Annotated in this window: 17 protein-coding genes; 3 read left to right on the top strand and 14 right to left on the bottom strand. The window is 62.6% G+C overall.

Features of this window, described 5'->3' with window-relative positions:
* Position 1: 1 nt before the first annotated feature.
* From lipB to ACZ3GY_RS01895, 11 genes are all read right to left on the bottom strand, one after another.
* Entirely contained in the window at positions 2-628 is a 627-nt protein-coding gene (lipB, locus tag ACZ3GY_RS01945; protein WP_465908759.1) for a lipoyl(octanoyl) transferase LipB, read from the bottom strand.
* A complete protein-coding gene (locus tag ACZ3GY_RS01940; RefSeq protein WP_465908758.1) occupies positions 628-906 on the bottom strand; it encodes a DUF493 domain-containing protein in 279 nt (92 codons plus the stop codon). The genes lipB and ACZ3GY_RS01940 overlap by 1 nt, the downstream gene beginning before the upstream one ends.
* A 68-nt stretch (positions 907-974) precedes the next feature.
* Positions 975-2,150: a D-alanyl-D-alanine carboxypeptidase family protein gene (locus ACZ3GY_RS01935; protein ID WP_463563696.1), complete on the bottom strand. Its 1,176-nt coding sequence runs from the start codon at positions 2,148-2,150 to the stop codon at positions 975-977.
* Positions 2,151-2,285: 135 nt separating this feature from the next.
* A complete protein-coding gene (locus ACZ3GY_RS01930) occupies positions 2,286-3,302 on the bottom strand; it encodes a septal ring lytic transglycosylase RlpA family protein (RefSeq protein ID WP_463563695.1) in 1,017 nt (338 codons plus the stop codon).
* Positions 3,299-4,312 carry a lytic murein transglycosylase B gene (gene mltB / locus ACZ3GY_RS01925; protein ID WP_465908757.1) on the bottom strand — a complete coding sequence of 338 codons (1,014 nt, stop codon included), beginning with the start codon at positions 4,310-4,312 and terminating at the stop codon, positions 3,299-3,301. Before mltB ends, ACZ3GY_RS01930 begins: the two co-directional genes overlap by 4 nt.
* Before the next feature lie 17 nt (positions 4,313-4,329).
* A complete protein-coding gene (gene rodA / locus ACZ3GY_RS01920) occupies positions 4,330-5,433 on the bottom strand; it encodes a rod shape-determining protein RodA (protein WP_465909213.1) in 1,104 nt (367 codons plus the stop codon).
* Between the two features lie 44 nt (positions 5,434-5,477).
* Positions 5,478-7,382 (bottom strand): penicillin-binding protein 2, encoded by a 1,905-nt coding sequence (gene mrdA, locus ACZ3GY_RS01915; protein WP_463563692.1) that lies wholly within the window; start codon positions 7,380-7,382, stop codon positions 5,478-5,480.
* A 12-nt stretch (positions 7,383-7,394) separates the two neighbouring features.
* Positions 7,395-7,862, bottom strand: coding sequence for a 23S rRNA (pseudouridine(1915)-N(3))-methyltransferase RlmH (rlmH, locus tag ACZ3GY_RS01910; protein ID WP_042554860.1), 468 nt, complete (start codon positions 7,860-7,862; stop codon positions 7,395-7,397).
* A 12-nt stretch (positions 7,863-7,874) separates the two neighbouring features.
* Positions 7,875-8,234: a ribosome silencing factor gene (gene rsfS, locus ACZ3GY_RS01905; RefSeq protein WP_463565996.1), complete on the bottom strand. Its 360-nt coding sequence runs from the start codon at positions 8,232-8,234 to the stop codon at positions 7,875-7,877.
* Positions 8,235-8,276: 42 nt separating this feature from the next.
* Positions 8,277-8,921 (bottom strand): nicotinate-nucleotide adenylyltransferase, encoded by a 645-nt coding sequence (nadD, locus tag ACZ3GY_RS01900; protein WP_465908756.1) that lies wholly within the window; start codon positions 8,919-8,921, stop codon positions 8,277-8,279.
* Positions 8,921-10,186, bottom strand: coding sequence for a glutamate-5-semialdehyde dehydrogenase (locus tag ACZ3GY_RS01895; protein ID WP_465908755.1), 1,266 nt, complete (start codon positions 10,184-10,186; stop codon positions 8,921-8,923). The genes nadD and ACZ3GY_RS01895 overlap by 1 nt, the downstream gene beginning before the upstream one ends.
* Positions 10,187-10,452: 266 nt before the next feature.
* On the opposite strand from ACZ3GY_RS01895, the gene ACZ3GY_RS01890 reads away from it, so the two are divergent.
* A complete protein-coding gene (locus ACZ3GY_RS01890; protein WP_463563689.1) occupies positions 10,453-11,769 on the top strand; it encodes a bifunctional DedA family/phosphatase PAP2 family protein in 1,317 nt (438 codons plus the stop codon).
* Here ACZ3GY_RS01890 and ACZ3GY_RS01885 read toward each other — a convergent pair.
* From ACZ3GY_RS01885 to ACZ3GY_RS01875, 3 genes are read right to left on the bottom strand one after another with little or no spacing between them, the layout of a single operon-like run.
* Positions 11,763-12,356 carry an LON peptidase substrate-binding domain-containing protein gene (locus tag ACZ3GY_RS01885; RefSeq protein WP_465908754.1) on the bottom strand — a complete coding sequence of 198 codons (594 nt, stop codon included), beginning with the start codon at positions 12,354-12,356 and terminating at the stop codon, positions 11,763-11,765. The two genes, ACZ3GY_RS01890 and ACZ3GY_RS01885, sit on opposite strands and share 7 nt — an antisense overlap.
* 8 nt (positions 12,357-12,364) lie before the next feature.
* Positions 12,365-13,081: an LrgB family protein gene (locus ACZ3GY_RS01880; protein ID WP_465908753.1), complete on the bottom strand. Its 717-nt coding sequence runs from the start codon at positions 13,079-13,081 to the stop codon at positions 12,365-12,367.
* A complete protein-coding gene (locus tag ACZ3GY_RS01875) occupies positions 13,078-13,440 on the bottom strand; it encodes a CidA/LrgA family protein (protein ID WP_042554854.1) in 363 nt (120 codons plus the stop codon). Before ACZ3GY_RS01875 ends, ACZ3GY_RS01880 begins: the two co-directional genes overlap by 4 nt.
* Before the next feature lie 196 nt (positions 13,441-13,636).
* Here ACZ3GY_RS01875 and ACZ3GY_RS01870 point away from each other — a divergent pair, with 196 nt between their 5' ends.
* Positions 13,637-15,343: a C13 family peptidase gene (locus tag ACZ3GY_RS01870; protein ID WP_465908752.1), complete on the top strand. Its 1,707-nt coding sequence runs from the start codon at positions 13,637-13,639 to the stop codon at positions 15,341-15,343.
* A gap of 32 nt (positions 15,344-15,375) precedes the next feature.
* Positions 15,376-16,017: an oxidoreductase gene (locus ACZ3GY_RS01865; RefSeq protein WP_463563684.1), complete on the top strand. Its 642-nt coding sequence runs from the start codon at positions 15,376-15,378 to the stop codon at positions 16,015-16,017.
* The last annotated feature ends 66 nt before the right edge of the window (positions 16,018-16,083 follow it).

Below are 16,083 nucleotides of genomic sequence, written 5' to 3'. Positions count from 1 at the left end.
GCTACTGCACATACCCCAACCGCTGACGAAGAGCCTGCTCAAGGCGCTCGGCAACCTCGTCGAAACGCAGCGGCGCGTCCAACTGATCCCTGAGTTGCGTCATTTTCAAGCCGGCATAACCGCACGGATTGATGCGCTGGAACGGGCGCATATCCATGTCGACGTTGAGTGCCAGGCCGTGAAATGAGCAACCACGGCGCACACGCAGGCCCAACGAAGCGATCTTGTCGCCATTGACGTATACACCCGGTGCATCTGCCTTTGGCGCCGCCTCGACGCCGTAGCTCGCCAGAACGTCGACCAGCGTCTGCTCCATGGCACTGACCAGCTCACGCACGCCCAGATCAAGGCGGCGCAGATCCAGCATCAGATACGCCACCAGTTGGCCTGGCCCGTGATATGTCACCTGCCCGCCGCGCTCCACCTGGATCACCGGAATGTCACCGGGGGCCAGTAGATGCTCGGGCTTGCCGGCCTGGCCCTGGGTGAATACCTGCGGGTGCTGCAACAGCCAAATCTCGTCCGGCGTGGCGTCGTCGCGCTCGGCAGTCAGCGTGCGCATCGCCTCAAGGGTCGGCAGATACTCCACCACCCCCAGATGACGCACGATAAGGTCGGCTGCCGCCACTACAGCACCATTTGCACGCGGCCGGTGGCGCGCAGGTCGACATGGATCGCCTGCAGTTGCTCGACACCGGTGGCGGTGATCAGCACCTGCACGGACAGGAAGCGGCCTTTGCTGCTATCACGGGTCACCAGGGTGCCAGCATCGAGGTCAGGCGCATGGCGCTGGATCACCTCAATCACCATGTCAGTGAAGCCGTCACCGGCCTCGCCGATCACCTTGATCGGGTAGTTCGGACAGGGGAATTCGATTTTCGGAGCTTGTACGTCGGTATCGGTCATGATGTTCACTGATCCAAAATGAAACGCCCTCGGGTCGAGGGCGTTCATCGAAACATGGGGGCGAGCTGTCAGTTAAACAACCCGTAGAAGAACAGCCGAATGCTATCCCACAGGCTGCGGAAGAAGCCACCCTCCTCGACAGCTTCCAGCGCGACCAGATCGGCACTGTGCACCACCTGATCACCCATTTTCACCTCGACCTTGCCTATCACGTCGCCCTGGGCGATCGGGGCAGTGATCTGCGGATTGATGGTCATGCTGGCCTGCAATTTTTCCAGTTGCCCCTTGGGTAGGGTCAGGGTCAGATCCTGAGCCAGACCGGCTTTGACCTGAGGAGTTTGCCCCTTCCAGACAGGCGCTTGAGCCAGTTCGGCGCCCTTCTGATAGAAGGTGCGGGTTTCGAAGAAGCGGAAACCATAGGTCAGCAGCTTCTGGGTTTCAGCGGCGCGAGCACGTTCGCTGTCGGTGCCGAATACCGAAGTGATCATCCGCGCGCCATCACGTACAGCCGAAGCCACCAGGCAGAAGCCGGCTTCATTGGTGTGGCCAGTTTTCAGGCCATCGACAGTGCGGTCACGCCACAGCAGCAGGTTGCGGTTGGGCTGCTTGATGTTGTTCCAGAGGAACTCTTTCTGCGAGTAAATAGCGTAGTGCTCGGCATCTTCATTGATGATGGCGCGCGCCAGAATCGCCATGTCATGAGCACTGGAGTAGTGCTCGGGGTGCGGCAGGCCAGTGGCGTTCATGAAGTGGCTGTTCTTCATGCCCAGACGCTCGGCAGTAGCATTCATCATGTCGGCGAAGGCGTCTTCACTGCCGGCGATGTGTTCGGCAATCGCGATGCTGGCGTCATTGCCGGACTGAATGATGATGCCATGCAGCAGATCATCGACCGAGGCCTGACTATTAACCGGCAGGAACATGGTGGAACCACCGGAAGCAGCACCACCCGTGCGCCAGGCATGCTCACTGATAGTGACCATGTCCTGCTCGCCGATCTTGCCGTTGCGGATTTCCAGGGTGGCGATGTAGGCGGTCATCAGCTTGGTCAGGCTGGCTGGCGGCAGGCGCTCGTCACCATTGTTATCGATAAGGACGTTGCCGCTGGCGCCATCCATCAACACATAGGACTTGGCTGCCAGTTGCGGTGGAGCCGGCAACGGCGCTTGGTTGGCCCAGGCGCTGGAGGCGCCGAGCAGCATAAGTGACAGGAAGATGCGTTGCGCGAAGCTGGTGATTTTCATCCGTCTCTCTAAATCGCTGATGGTCGAACAGGCCCTTGCGGGCAAGTATGAAATGTCATCGCCGCACGGTGACGGCGATTCCCTGCTTAGTCAGGCGGCAGGCCAATTAGTTGCCAGCGTCGGAGGGCTATGCCCTCAGTCTGCCTTGACCAGAGTCGCTTGACCGAGGTTGGCCACGCGAATGCTTTCACGCACCCGCTCAGCCTCGACCTGGCTGTTGATCGGCCCCAGTCGGACGCGGTGCAGTATCTGCTGGTTGAGCACCACTGAGTTGATGAACACCGGCGCACTCACCGACTCGCTCAACTTGGACTTGAGGAGCTCCGCAGCGTCGGGATTGGCGAAGGCTCCCACTTGGAGATACAGGCCAGACGCTGCGGCTGAAGCGTTTTTTTTTGAGTCGATCTGCACCGGCACGGTGGCCGCGGCATGCTGCTGCGGTGGTGGCGAATACTGCTCGACCGGTGCACTGGCTATTTGCAACTGGGCAGCCTGTGCGGGCTGAACCTTGGCCATCTGCGGCTGCGCCAGCACCATCGGCACCGGGCGGCCTTGCTGAGCCCACCATTCAGCCGGATCGATACCCTCGACATGAACCTGAGCGGTGCCCTTCTCCGCATAACCGAGCTTCTTGGCCGCTGCGAAAGACAGGTCGATGATGCGATCAGAGTAGAACGGGCCGCGGTCGTTGACGCGCAGGATCACGGACTTGCCGTTCTCCAGGTTGGTCACTCGCACGTAGCTGGGCAGCGGCAGGGTCTTGTGCGCGGCGGTCATGCCGTACAGGTCGTAGGCCTCGCCGTTGGCAGTAGCCTGACCGTGGAACTTGGTGCCGTACCAGGACGCAGGGCCCGTTGCCTTGTAGCGACGGGCATCGGCGATCGGATAGTACTGCTTGCCAAAGACCACGTAAGGGCTGGCTTTCACCGGGCCGTAATGCGGCATAGGGATAGCGTCTTGGATCTTCGAGACGTCGACGTCCCACCAGGGTGCGCCATCTTTATGCGGGCGGTTGAAATCGCCTGGGCCGGAAACCGACCCACCTGAAGCCTGCACCGGCGACGTGGCCGTTGGCGCGCGACTGGAAGAGCAGCTCGCCAGCATCAGTGCAAGGATGCCGCACGCGGCCAGCTTGAACGGCAAACCCGTCATTGATTGGCACCTCGGGCCTGAACCAGCAACTCGGACAACTGATTGACCGCCATGGCGTACATCACGCTGCGGTTATAGCGAGTGATGACATAGAAATTCGGCTGACCGATCCAGTACTCGGCACCCTCGGCGCCTTCGAGGCGGAACGCGGTAACCGGCAGGTCATCGGCAAGCACGTCATTGCTCGACCAGCCCAGTGCACGCAGTTCACCCACGTTCTTTTCCGGGTCGAGGCCGGCGCTCAGGCCCTGCTCGACTTGCTCGCCCTTGACAGTGGCAAGACTAGCCACCGGTTGGCCCGGCTGCCAGTTATGACGTTTGAAGTAGCTGGCAACGCTGCCGATGGCATCGGTCGGGTTGCTCCAGATATTGATATGGCCGTCGCCGTCGAAATCCACCGCATAGGCGCGGAAGCTGCTCGGCATGAACTGCGGCAGGCCCATGGCTCCCGCATAGGAGCCCTTCAGGCTGGCAGGGTCGACCTGTTCTTCACGGGTCAGCATGAGGAACTCGCGCAGTTCCTTGCGGAAGAACGGCGCACGCGGCGGGTAATCAAAGGCCAGGGTCGACAATGCATCGATCACTCGATAATTGCCGGTATTGCCACCGTAGGAGGTCTCTACTCCGATGATGGCGACGATGATCTCGGCGGGCACGCCGTATTCTTTCTCGGCACGCGCCAAGGCTTCAGCATGCTCGTTCCAGAACGCCACGCCTTTGTTGATACGTGCATCGGTGATGAAGATCGGCCGATATTCCTTCCACGGCTTGACCCGCTCGGCGGGACGCGAAATGGCGTCGAGAATCGCCTGTTTGCGCTCCACACCGGTGAACAGCGTGCTCAGTTGCTCGCTGGCGAAACCGTAATCACGGGTCATCTCGGTGATGAACTCGCCAACTTGCGGCGAGTTCGCGTACTCGTTGACAGCCATCGCCTGTGGAGCCCCGAACAGGCCGGCAACCGCCAGCCAGTGTGCATGTCGTGCGGCCCAGCCACGCAAAATCTGCATTGAATTCATAACCCCAATCAAGCCTGAGCGATCCACTTACGGTGCGTGTGGATAGACATCAGAATTCCGAAACCCGACAACAACGTAATCAAAGACGTGCCGCCATAACTGATAAACGGCAGCGGCACACCCACTACCGGCAACAAACCACTGACCATGCCGATATTGATGAAGACATAGACAAAGAAGGTCATGGTCAAACCACCGGCGAGCAGCTTACCGAACAGCGTCTGCGCTTGCACGGTAATCACCAGACCGCGTGCAATCAACAGAATGTACAAAAGCAGCAACAGACAGACACCAATCAGGCCAAATTCTTCGGCCAAAACAGCAATGATGAAGTCCGTATGGCTTTCCGGCAAAAAATCCAGGTGCGACTGAGTACCAAGCAGCCAGCCTTTGCCGAACACGCCGCCCGAGCCGATCGCCGCCTTCGACTGAATGATGTTCCAGCCAGCGCCCAGCGGGTCGCTCTCCGGGTTGATGAAGGTCAGCACCCGGCGCTTCTGGTAGTCGTGCATGACGAAAAACCACATAGCCACGGCAATTGGCGCCAGCGCTGCGACTGCGCCAGCGATCCAGCGCCACTGCAGCCCGGCCATGAATAGCACGAAGGCTCCGGAGGCGAGAATCAGCACGGACGTGCCCAGATCCGGTTGTAAAAGAATCAGTACGAACGGTGTGACGATGAGCCCCAGGCTGACAGCGACGTGCTTGAGGCTGGGTGGCAATGTGCGCTTGGACAAATACCAGGCCATGGTCGCCGGCATCAGGATCTTCATGAATTCCGACGGCTGGAAGCGGATCACCCCGGGAATGTTGATCCAGCGCGTGGCCCCCATGGCGTTATGGCCCATCACGTCCACCACCACCAGCAGACCGACACCACACAGATAGCCCAGTGGCACCCAGCGGGCCATGAAGCGCGGCTCGAACTGGGCGATCACCACCATCGCCACCAGACCGATGCCGAACGAGCTGGCCTGCTTCATCAGTAGGTCGACGTTCTTGCCGCTGGCCGAATAAAGGATAAACAGACTGCCGGTGGCGAGCAGCAATAACAGCAGCAGCAGAATGCCGTCGATGTGCAAGCGCTGCAGCAAGCTGGAGCGGCGCCGCAGGACATCGTCGGTGGAAAGCGTACGGTCGAAGCTACCGGTCAGACTCATGGATGCTTCACCTCTGCGTTAAGCGGTACCGACGCACCGGGCGTGGCATATTCGGCCTTGAGTTGACCGTTTTCGTCGAGCAGCCAGGCATCCATCACCTGCTTGACCACCGGAGCGCCCACGCCGGAGCCTGACTCACCGTTCTCGACCATCACCGCCACGACGATCTGCGGGTTGTCCGCTGGGGCGAAACCGACGAACAGGGCGTGGTCACGATGGCGTTCCTGCACCTTGCTGCGGTCGTACTTCTCGCCCTGCTTGATGGCCACGACCTGCGCCGTACCGCTCTTGCCGGCAATCCGGTAGGCCGCAGCGTCACCGACCTTGCGCGCCGTACCCCGCGCACCGTGCATCACCGCCTCCATGCCGAGACGCGCGTAATCCCAGGATTTGGGATCGCGCAGCACGATATCCGGAATCGGATCCGGATCATGGGGCAGGCTGCCGTCGATGGTTCTCGCCAAATGCGGGCGAATCCACTTGCCCTTGGTCGCCATCAGCGCGGTAGCCTGGGCCAGCTGCAGCGGCGTGGTCTGCATATAACCCTGGCCGATGCCGAGAATCAGCGTTTCGCCCGGGTACCAGGGCTGACGGTAGCGCGCACGCTTCCAGTCACGCGACGGCATCAGACCGGCGGTTTCCTCGAACATGTCCAGGGACACCCGCTGACCAATCCCGAAACGGGTCATGTAGTCATGCAGGCGATCAATGCCCATCTTGTGGGCCAGATCGTAAAAGTAAGTGTCGTTGGAGCGCATGATCGCAAGGTTGAGATCGACCCAGCCATCGCCGGTGCGGTTCCAGTTGCGGTATTTGTGGCTGTGGTTGGCCAACTGATAGAAGCCCGGGTCGAAGACCCGTGACGTTGGGGTAATCACCCCGGCATCCAGGCCGGCCACCGCGACCATCGGTTTGATCGTCGAGCCTGGAGGATACAAACCACGCAGCACGCGGTTATAGAGCGGCCGGTCGATGGAGTCACGCAGCTCGGCGTAGGCCTTGAAACTGATCCCGGTCACGAAGGGGTTGGGATCGAAGCTCGGCTGGCTGACCATCGCCAGCACTTCGCCGGTGGACGGCTGGATGGCCACCACCGCACCGCGCCGACCGCCAAGCGCCTGCTCGGCGACTTCCTGCAGATGCACATCCAGGGTCAGCATCACATCCTTGCCGGGCAAGGGATCCGTGCGATTGAGCACACGCAGTACGCGACCACGGGCGTTGGTCTCGACCTCTTCGTAGCCGACCTTACCGTGCAATTGATCTTCGTAAAAACGCTCGATACCGGTCTTGCCGATATGGTGAGTGCCGCTGTACTCGACCGGGTCGAGCTCCTTGAGCTCACGCTCGTTGATACGCCCCACATAACCGACCGAGTGGGCGAAATGCTCGCGCTGCGGATAGTGCCGCACCAGTTGCGCCACCACCTCGACGCCGGGCAGGCGGAACTGGTTTACCGCCAGCCGGGCGATCTGCTCCTCGCTGAGCTCGAACAGCACGGGCACCGGCTCAAAAGGCCGGCGCCCCTGGCGCACGCGGCGCTCGAACAACTCGCGATCATCGGGAGCGAGCTCCAGCACCTCGACGATGACATCCAGTACCTGCTCCCAATCGCCCGCCCGCTCGCGGGTCAGACTGAGGCTGAAGCTGGGCCGGTTATCGGCGATGATCACCCCGTTACGGTCGTAGATCAGCCCGCGGTTGGGCGGAATCGGCTGCACGTGGATGCGGTTGTTCTCCGCCAGCGTGGAGTGATACTCGTACTGAATCACCTGCAGGTAATACATGCGCGCGATCAGCACCAGGGTCAGCACCAGAAAAAACGCGCCACCGACCAGCGCGCGCTTGCGAATGAGGCGCGCGTCCTTCTCGTGGTCTTTTAGGCGAATCGGCTGGGGCATCGGGACTGCTGACTACTTGTGATAAGGGTGACCGGACAACACCGTCCAGGCCCGATAGATCTGTTCGCCGACCAGTATCCGTACCAGCGGGTGAGGCAACGTCAGAGGCGACAGCGACCAACGCTGCTCGCTACGCGCCTGAACTTCCGGCGCCAGCCCTTCCGGGCCGCCGACCATGAGGTTGACGGTGCGTGAATCGAGACGCCACTTGTCCAGCTCGACCGCCAACTGCTCGGTGCTCCAGGGCCGCCCTTCGACTTCCAGGGTGACGATGCGTTCCCCAGGCTGCACCTTGGCCAGCATGGCTTCGCCTTCCTGGCGGATCATCCGCGCCACGTCGGCATTCTTGCCGCGCGTGGTCAGAGGAATTTCCACCAACTCCAGAGACAGCTCAGAGGGCATGCGCTTGGCATATTCCTGCCAGCCATCTTCGACCCAGCGCGGCATGCGCGAGCCGACGGCGATCAGTTTGATACGCACGACAGGCTACCTTTACTCGCGCTCGATGCCTTGCTGCGCACGGCTCTGCTCGGCGCCCTGCCACAAACGCTCCAGGTCATAGAACTGGCGAGCGGTCGGCAGCATCACATGGACGACGATATCGCCCAGGTCGAGCAGTGCCCACTCGCCGCTATCCAGGCCTTCGCTGCCGATTGGCCGCACGCCCTGCTCCTTGGCCTTTTCCAGCACGTTGTCGACCAGCGACTTGACGTGACGGCTGGAGGTGCCGCTGGCGATCACCATGAAATCGGTGATGCTGGTCTTCTCGCGCACATCGATGGTGGTGATGTCCTGCGCCTTGATCTCTTCCAGTGCTGCGATGGCCACTTTGACCAGGTCTTCACTGTGCATGGTTTGCTTCGTCATAACTAACTCGTTTGCCTCGTGTTCGATTTACCCACGGTACAGTCCATGGGCATTGATATAAGCCAGTACCGCATCGGGCACCAGAAAACGCACCGAGCGGCCGTTCGCCAGCAGCGAACGGATCTGCGTGGCAGACACCGCCAGCGGTGTCTGCCAAATGAATGAAATCTGTCCCGCCGGCCCGTCCAGCGCCAATGGGTCGGCGATATTACGCGCCGCCAGCAGGTCACGCAGCGGTTCGCTGGCCTCGCTGTCGGCATCCGGGCGCTGCAACACCAGGATATGGCAGTGGCACAGCAACTCGTCCCAACGGTGCCAGACTGGCAAGCCGCAAAAGGCATCCCAGCCCAGAATCAGAAACAACTGGTCATCCGCCGCCAGCTCAGCACGCAGCGACTCCAGGGTGTCGATGCTGTAGGACGGTTTGTCACGCTGTAGCTCGCGATCATCCACCCGCAACGGCGGTAATCCCACCACCGCCTGCTCGACCATCGCCAGGCGATCCTGCGCCCCGACCTGCGGGGTTTCCCGGTGCGGCGGCCGCGCACTGGGGATCAACCGCAACTCATCGAGCCCCATAAACTCGACCACCTCCAGCGCGCCGCGCAGATGGCCGATATGCACCGGGTCGAAAGTACCGCCCAACAGCCCGATGCGTTTGCGGCTTGCCATCAGGTGCGCACGTGACCGTCGCCGAATACCACGTACTTCTCGCTGGTCAGCCCCAACAGACCGACCGGACCACGGGCGTGCAGTTTGTCGGTGGAAATACCGATCTCCGCGCCCAGGCCGTACTCGAAACCATCGGCAAAACGCGTCGAGGCGTTGACGATCACCGAGCTGGAATCCACTTCGGTAAGAAAGCGCCGTGCATCACTGAAGTTCTCGGTGATGATCGCGTCGGTGTGCTGCGAGCCGTAGGTATTGATGTGTTCGATGGCCGCATCCAGCGAGTCGACCACGCGGATCGCCAGGATCGGCGCGTTGTACTCGGCATACCAGTCGTCTTCGCTGGCCTCCAGTACATCGCTGCCCAGCAGCGAGCGGGTCTGCGCGTCGCCACGCAACTCGACACCCTTGTCACGGTAGATGGCAGCCAGCGGCGGCAGTACGCGTGCGGCGATATCGGCATGCACCAGCAGGGTTTCCATGGTGTTGCACGGCGAGTAGCGCTGAGTCTTCGAGTTGTCGCAGACGCGAATGGCCTTGTCGAGGTCAGCGGCGATATCCACATAAACGTGGCAGACGCCATCCAGATGCTTGATCACCGGCACCTTGGCTTCGCGGCTGACGCGCTCGATCAGGCCCTTGCCGCCACGCGGCACGATCACATCGACGAATTCCGGCAAGGTGATCAGCGCGCCAACGGCGGCGCGGTCGGTGGTTTCCACGACCTGTACCGCACTGGCCGGCAAACCGGCCTCTGCCAGGCCGGCCTGAATGCAGCGGGCGATAGCCTGGTTGGAATGAATGGCCTCGGAGCCGCCACGCAGGATGGTGGCGTTGCCGGACTTCAGGCACAGGCTGGCCGCATCGATGGTCACGTTGGGTCGTGACTCGTAGATGATGCCAATCACGCCCAGCGGCACGCGCATCTTGCCTACCTGAATGCCGGACGGCAGATAGCGCATGCCCTGAATCTCGCCGATAGGATCGGGCAGCGTGGCAACCTGACGCAGCCCTTCGATCATGCTGTCAATGACCTTGGGGGTCAGTGCCAGACGATCGAGCATGGCCGGCTCAAGTCCGTTGGCACGGCCAGCGGCGAGATCCAGTTCATTGGCGGCAACCAGCTCGGCGCGCGAGGCGTCGAGTGCGGCGGCGGCGGCCTGCAGGGCCTGGTTCTTCTGCGCGGTGCTGGCCCGCGCGAGCACGCGCGAAGCCTGGCGGGCGGCGCGGCCCAGGCGGGTCATGTAGTCAAGCACGGACTCGGTCATGGCAACTCAGGTCTGGCAGTTGGAAAAAGTTGCTGATTATAGCGGTCATGCCGCTCCGCGCACAGCGGCGCCTGGCAGATGGTTGTTTCCAGCTGCAAGCGGCGAGCCGAAGCCTATTGCGACATACGCGCATCTGCCTCTCTGCCAGGCCTTGTTGCTATGATCGCCCGCGCCAGCCCGGCCGCGCATGACGCACATGGCGAAGGAACCGCTTTTCGGATGAATGGGTCGAAGGCTGCGATTTCTCATTTATAAGGTGTCCATACATGGGCGAGTGGCTCGATAGTCTGACTACCTGGCTTGCGGCCAACCCGCAGTGGCTGGGCCTGGCGATCTTCCTGATCGCCTGCATCGAATGCCTGGCCATCGCCGGCATCATCGTTCCCGGTACCGTGCTGCTATTCGCCGTCGGCGTGATGGCCGGCAATGGCGCCCTGAGCCTGTGGGAAACCCTGGCGCTGGCGTACTTTGGCGGCCTGCTTGGCGACGCCATTTCCTATGCCCTGGGTCGTTACTTCCACCAGGACATCCGTCGTCTGCCGGGCCTGCGCAGCCACCCGCAATGGCTCAGCGGCGCGGAGACCTACTTCGAACGCTATGGCGTCGCCAGCCTGCTGCTTGGCCGCTACATCGGCCCACTGCGGCCTATGCTGCCGATGGTCGCGGGCATGCTGAGCATGCCGATCGGCCGTTTTATCGCCGTCAGTATGCTAGCCGCCGCTGGCTGGGCAGTCGCCTACCTGGTTCCGGGCTGGGCCGCCGGTGCCGCCCTGCGCCTGCCGCTGCCCGAGGGTTTCTGGCCCCAGGCTGCAGTAGTCGCCGCAGGCCTGGCACTGCTGCTGGTGCTGACCATCCAGAGCAGTCTGCGCGAACAGCGCCAGGCCAGCCTGATCGCAGCCGGACTGGGCACCATTCTGCTGATCGCCCTGTTCATCGGCTGGCCACATCTGATCCAGCTGGATCAGGGCCTGATGACCCTGATCCAGGAAGAGCGCAATCCGCGTTTCGACTACATAGCGGTAGCGATCACTCACTTCGGCGATTTCGACGTTCAGTTGGCGGTCGCCGCCCTGCTCTGCGTGTTGCTGCTGCTCGCCCGCAAATGGCAGGCTCTGCTGTTCGCAGGCGGGGCCATGCTCAGCACCGCCCTGGCCAATGGCACACTCAAGGGACTGTTCGAGCGAGCGCGCCCTGAAGTGCTGCTCGAGCCGCTGCATACCTACAGCTTTCCCAGCGGGCACAGTTCTGCGGCCTTCGCATTCTTCCTGGCCACGGCCGTGCTCGCCGGCCGTGGGCAACCTGCACGCCTGCGCCTGACCTGGATACTGCTGGCTTGTCTGCCGGCGCTGGCAATTGCCCTGTCGCGGGTTTACCTGGGCGTTCACTGGCCGAGCGATATCATCGCTGGCGCCTTGCTGGCCAGCAGCCTGTGCGCATTGAGCCTGGCGTTGATGCAACGCTTCGCCTCACTGCCGCCACTGCCGGCAAAGGTCTGGTGGATGATCGTGCCGAGCTGCGCCCTGCTGCTGACAACCATGGCGCTGTGGCGGATGTCGGAAGGCGTGGAGATTTACCGTTACTGAGCCGGGCCGTCGCCCTGCAACTGCTCGACCAGCTCCTGCAGCATGTCCAGGCGCCGCGTGGCGTCTGGTTCTGCCAGCAAGGCAATCTTATGCTCGGCACTGAACGGCAATAGATAGCCGAGCTTGTCAGCCAGCTCGGCCTGGCTGTCGGCACTGCCGCCCATGTCCAGGCTGGCGACCATCGGGTGTTCGGCCAGGGCTCCCAGCAGCGCCAGCAGGTCGGCATGCTCCTCATCCAGTGGCAGCTGGGGCTGCTCGTCGAGCCACTCGACCTGGGCCAGGGTCAGTTTGTCCGGCAACACCTGCGCCTGCTTGACGCGAAACCGTCGACCGCCCTGCACACGAATGCCCAGCAGGCCGTTGGGACGCTGCTGGAAATCGATGATGGTCGCCTCGCAGCCCATCTGCGCAACGCGCTCGGCAGCGTCGCCCGCCTCGGCCCCCTCGACGATGCACACCACGCCGAAGCCTTCGCCCTGCTTCATGCAGCGGCTGATCATGTCCAGATAGCGCGCTTCGAATATCTGCAGATCCAGCACGCAGCCGGGAAACAGAACGGTATGCAGCGGAAATAAAGGTAGGGTCATTGCGGTTCTCAACTCAGGAAGACGACAGCCAGTGGCAGCAGGATGGCCGTGAACACCCCCATCAGGCTCATGGCCAGGGCCGCGAAGGCACCACATTCCTCGCTCTCCTGCATGGCTCGCGAGGTGCCGACCGCATGGGCAGTCATGCCCAAAGCCATGCCCACGGCAGCGTGGTGATGGACGCCACACCAGCGCAGCAGCGACGGCCCGATGATCGCCCCCAGCACGCCGGTGATCATCACGAACACCGCGGCCAGCGCCGCCAGGCCGCCGATCTGGCTGGCCACCAGCATGGCGATTGGCGAGGTCACCGACTTGGGCGCCATGCTCATCAGCATGTTGTGTTCGGCCCCCAGCATCCAGGCCAGCGCCACACCAAGGACGGTGGCGACCACCCCGGCGATCAGCAGGGTCAGCACGGTAGGCCAGAATACCTGACGGATACGTCGCAGGTTGAGGTAGAGGGGCACCGCCAGAGCGACGGTGGCCGGCCCTAGGAAAATAGTCAGCGCCTCGGCACCGCTCTTGTACTCGCTGAAGGTCAGTCCGCAGAGCAGCAGAATGGCGATGACCAGCAGGGTCGATACCAGTACCGGCTGCAGGAATACCCAGCGGGTCTTCTCGTAGGCCGCGATAGCCAGTTGATAGGCGCCCAGGGTGATGCCCGCCCCGAACAGCGGATGGTGGGTGACGGCCATCCAGGCGCCGTGCCAGTCGAGCATCATCCCTCCCCCCGGCGGCGCGTCTGGCGCTCGATCAATTTCTGCATCATCCAGCCGGCGAACACCAGGGACAGGATCAACGACAGCACCAGCGCACCGATCACCGCCCAGAAGTCGGCGACGATCGCCTCCGCGTAGGCCATCACGCCGACGGCAGGCGGCACCAGCAGCAACGGTAGGTATTTGAGCAGGCTGCTGGCGGCCTGCTGGATCGGCTCGTCGACCTGGCCACGGCAGAGCAGAAACACCACCAAGAGCAGCATGCCGAGAATCGGCCCCGGCAACATCGGCAGAAACAGCGCGTTGATCGCCGTGCCGAGCAGTTGGCAAAGCACCAGCCAGAACAGGCCACGAAGCAGCATGAAGACTCCCCTCAAACACTGGGCAGGCGCGCCAAGCAAGACGGCGCCACCTTACAAAGCGGCCATTATAGTCAGGTAACAGAGGCGGCTTAACAGTGCCAGATCATCTGCAATTGACCGGTTCAGCCCATCAGGGCGCCGTCAGTCGCTTTGCGGCATACTGCCGATATCGCTCATCTGACCTGGACGTCCCCGCATGTTTCGCCTCGCGCCCCTGGCTCTGGTTCTTTCCCTCGCCGCCTGCGGCCAGAGCACATCCCTTCTGCCTCCCGACGCGATTCTGCCGGACGGCTCGCGCTATCACGGCAATGTGGTCGACGGCCTGCTGCAAGGCGAGGGTCGCCTGGATTACCCCAATGGCAGCGTGTTCATTGGCCACTTCCTCAACGGTCAACGCCATGGCGCTGGAGAGTGGCGCGGCGCCAATGACGAGCACTACGTCGGTGAATTCGTTGCGGGCAGTTACCAGGGACAAGGCAACCTGAAGAAAGCCGATGGCAGCCAGTACAGCGGCGGATTTCTCAACGGTCGCTTCAGCGGCGAAGGCACTCTGGAGGAAGCCGGGCAGACTTACCGTGGGCAGTTCCGCGATGGCCGTTTTCACGGTCTGGGTACGCTCGAGCAAGCCGACGGCAGTCGATTTCAGGGCCAGTTCGTAAAAGGCCTGCCCGACGGCCAGGGCGTGCATCAGGACGAACTCGGCAATCAGCTTTCCGGCCACTTCGTGGGTGGAGAATTGAAGGGGGACGGCAACTACCAGGGCAGCGACGGCGACAGTTACGACGGCGAATTGCGCAACAGCCTGTTCCAAGGCAAAGGTCGCTACCAGAGCGCAGCGGGCAACGTCTGGAGCGGCACCTTCGCTGAGGGTGCGCTCAACGGCAAGGGCGAGTATGCCGGCGCCGATGGCGAACGCTATCAAGGACAATTCAAGGAGTGGCGTTATCAGGGCGAAGGTCACCTGCAGCAGCCTGATGGCAGCCGCTTCGATGGCCGCTTCGCCAACGGCCGCTACCATGGCGAAGGCACCCTGACCCTTGCCGACGGCAGCCTCCAGAAAGGCACCTGGCAGCGCGGCCTGCGGGTGCGTGACGAGAACGGCCAGGCCTTGCCGGATCCACTGGAAATCGGCCTGCTGAAACAGGGTGAGCTGCTCGACCAGGCCATCGCCGCACTTCCAGCGTCCACCCCACGCAGCGAACTCTATGCCCTGACGCTGGCCGGCGATGGCAAGCAGAGCGTGTTCCTGCGCGAGGCAGACTACGTTGCCAACCTGCTCGCGGGGCGTTTTTCCGCCTATGGCCGCATCACCCTGGCCAACCACCGCGATCACCTGGCCGACCGCCCACTGGCAACCCGGGAAAACCTGCGCCGCGCGGTACGCGCCATCGCCGAACGCAGCGGCCCGGAAGACCTGGTGTTCATCTACCTGACCAGCCACGGCTCGCGCGGCCATGAACTGAACCTGGATCAGCCACGCCTGCAACTGGCCGACCTGCCCGCCGACGAGCTGGCGACGCTGCTGCAGCCGCTGGCCGACCGCCACAAGGTGGTGGTGATTTCCGCCTGCTATTCCGGCGGGTTCATCCCGGCCCTGAAAGACGATAAGACCCTGCTGATGACCGCTGCACGGGCTGACCGGGTGTCGTTCGGCTGCTCGGAAGAAGCTGATTTCACCTATTTCGGCAGGGCGCTGTTCGCCGAAGCACTGCAGGAGACGGACGACTTGCAACGGGCTTTCGACCTGGCCAGCGCGGCCGTGGCAGAACGCGAACAGGCCGATGGCTTCGAGCCGTCCGAGCCGCAGATATGGGCGCCGCCTGCCGTGCTGGAGCACTGGAACGCCTTGCGTCAGCAACAAAGCGAAGCGGCCTTGAACGATAAATCTGCCGCCGCCCTCTAAACTACGTATCGAACAGCAGTCGAGGATCGACCATGTACCTGACCCCCCAGCACATTCTTCTGGCAGGCGCCTCCGGCATGACCGGCGAGCACCTGCTCGACCGCTTGCTCAACGAACCGACCGTAGAGCGTGTGCTGGCCCCGAGTCGCAGGTCGCTGGCCGAACATCCCCATCTGGAGAACCCGGTCGGGGAGCTGCTCGGGCTGCTGCCCGCGCTCGATGGGCCGGTACACACGGCGTTCTGCTGCCTGGGCAGCACCATCAAGCAGGCGGGCTCGCAGGATGCCTTCCGGGCGGTCGATCACGATCTGGTGGTGGCTTTCGGCAAGCGCGCCCGCGAGCTGGGTGCGCGGCACTTCGTGGTGGTCAGCGCGATTGGCGCGGATCCGCGCTCATCGGTGTTCTACAACCGCATCAAAGGCGAAACCGAAGAGGCGCTGAAGGCTCAAGGCTGGCCGCAACTGACCCTGGCCCGCCCTTCCCTGCTGCTTGGCCCACGCAACGAGTTCCGCCTCGGTGAACGCCTGGCGGCGCCCTTCATGCGCTGGCTGCCCGGCAAACACCGCGCAATCGACGTGACCGCCCTCGCCCGCGCGCTGTGGCGCCTGGCTCTCGAGGAAGGTGAAGGGTTGCGAGTGGTCGAGTCGGACGAGTTGCAGCGTCTCGGTCGCTGAGTACCGCTATTGCGCAGCGTTATCAGCGCACGACAAGCGCGTGCCTGCGCTGATAAACGTATTGGC

The sequence above is a fragment of the Pseudomonas sp. PME37.24/006 genome, from assembly GCF_055556635.1.
The sequence above is the reverse complement of the archived record's forward strand: the minus strand, read 5'-3'. Positions and strand labels throughout refer to the sequence as shown.

What these genes read in the sequence shown, in the direction of transcription:
- ACZ3GY_RS01865 (WP_463563684.1), top strand. Translation starts at nt 15,376, where the DNA reads ATGTACCTGACCCCCCAGCACATTCTTCTGGCAGGCGCCTCCGGCATG.
- mrdA (WP_463563692.1), bottom strand. Translation starts at nt 7,382, where the DNA reads ATGCCCCAGCCGATTCGCCTAAAAGACCACGAGAAGGACGCGCGCCTC.
- rsfS (WP_463565996.1), bottom strand. Translation starts at nt 8,234, where the DNA reads ATGCACAGTGAAGACCTGGTCAAAGTGGCCATCGCAGCACTGGAAGAG.
- ACZ3GY_RS01930 (WP_463563695.1), bottom strand. Translation starts at nt 3,302, where the DNA reads ATGACGGGTTTGCCGTTCAAGCTGGCCGCGTGCGGCATCCTTGCACTG.
- ACZ3GY_RS01885 (WP_465908754.1), bottom strand. Translation starts at nt 12,356, where the DNA reads ATGACCCTACCTTTATTTCCGCTGCATACCGTTCTGTTTCCCGGCTGC.
- ACZ3GY_RS01935 (WP_463563696.1), bottom strand. Translation starts at nt 2,150, where the DNA reads ATGAAAATCACCAGCTTCGCGCAACGCATCTTCCTGTCACTTATGCTG.
- ACZ3GY_RS01870 (WP_465908752.1), top strand. Translation starts at nt 13,637, where the DNA reads ATGTTTCGCCTCGCGCCCCTGGCTCTGGTTCTTTCCCTCGCCGCCTGC.
- ACZ3GY_RS01880 (WP_465908753.1), bottom strand. Translation starts at nt 13,081, where the DNA reads ATGATGCTCGACTGGCACGGCGCCTGGATGGCCGTCACCCACCATCCG.
- nadD (WP_465908756.1), bottom strand. Translation starts at nt 8,921, where the DNA reads ATGGCAAGCCGCAAACGCATCGGGCTGTTGGGCGGTACTTTCGACCCG.
- ACZ3GY_RS01890 (WP_463563689.1), top strand. Translation starts at nt 10,453, where the DNA reads ATGGGCGAGTGGCTCGATAGTCTGACTACCTGGCTTGCGGCCAACCCG.
- ACZ3GY_RS01940 (WP_465908758.1), bottom strand. Translation starts at nt 906, where the DNA reads ATGACCGATACCGACGTACAAGCTCCGAAAATCGAATTCCCCTGTCCG.
- mltB (WP_465908757.1), bottom strand. Translation starts at nt 4,312, where the DNA reads ATGCAGATTTTGCGTGGCTGGGCCGCACGACATGCACACTGGCTGGCG.
- ACZ3GY_RS01875 (WP_042554854.1), bottom strand. Translation starts at nt 13,440, where the DNA reads ATGCTGCTTCGTGGCCTGTTCTGGCTGGTGCTTTGCCAACTGCTCGGC.
- ACZ3GY_RS01895 (WP_465908755.1), bottom strand. Translation starts at nt 10,186, where the DNA reads ATGACCGAGTCCGTGCTTGACTACATGACCCGCCTGGGCCGCGCCGCC.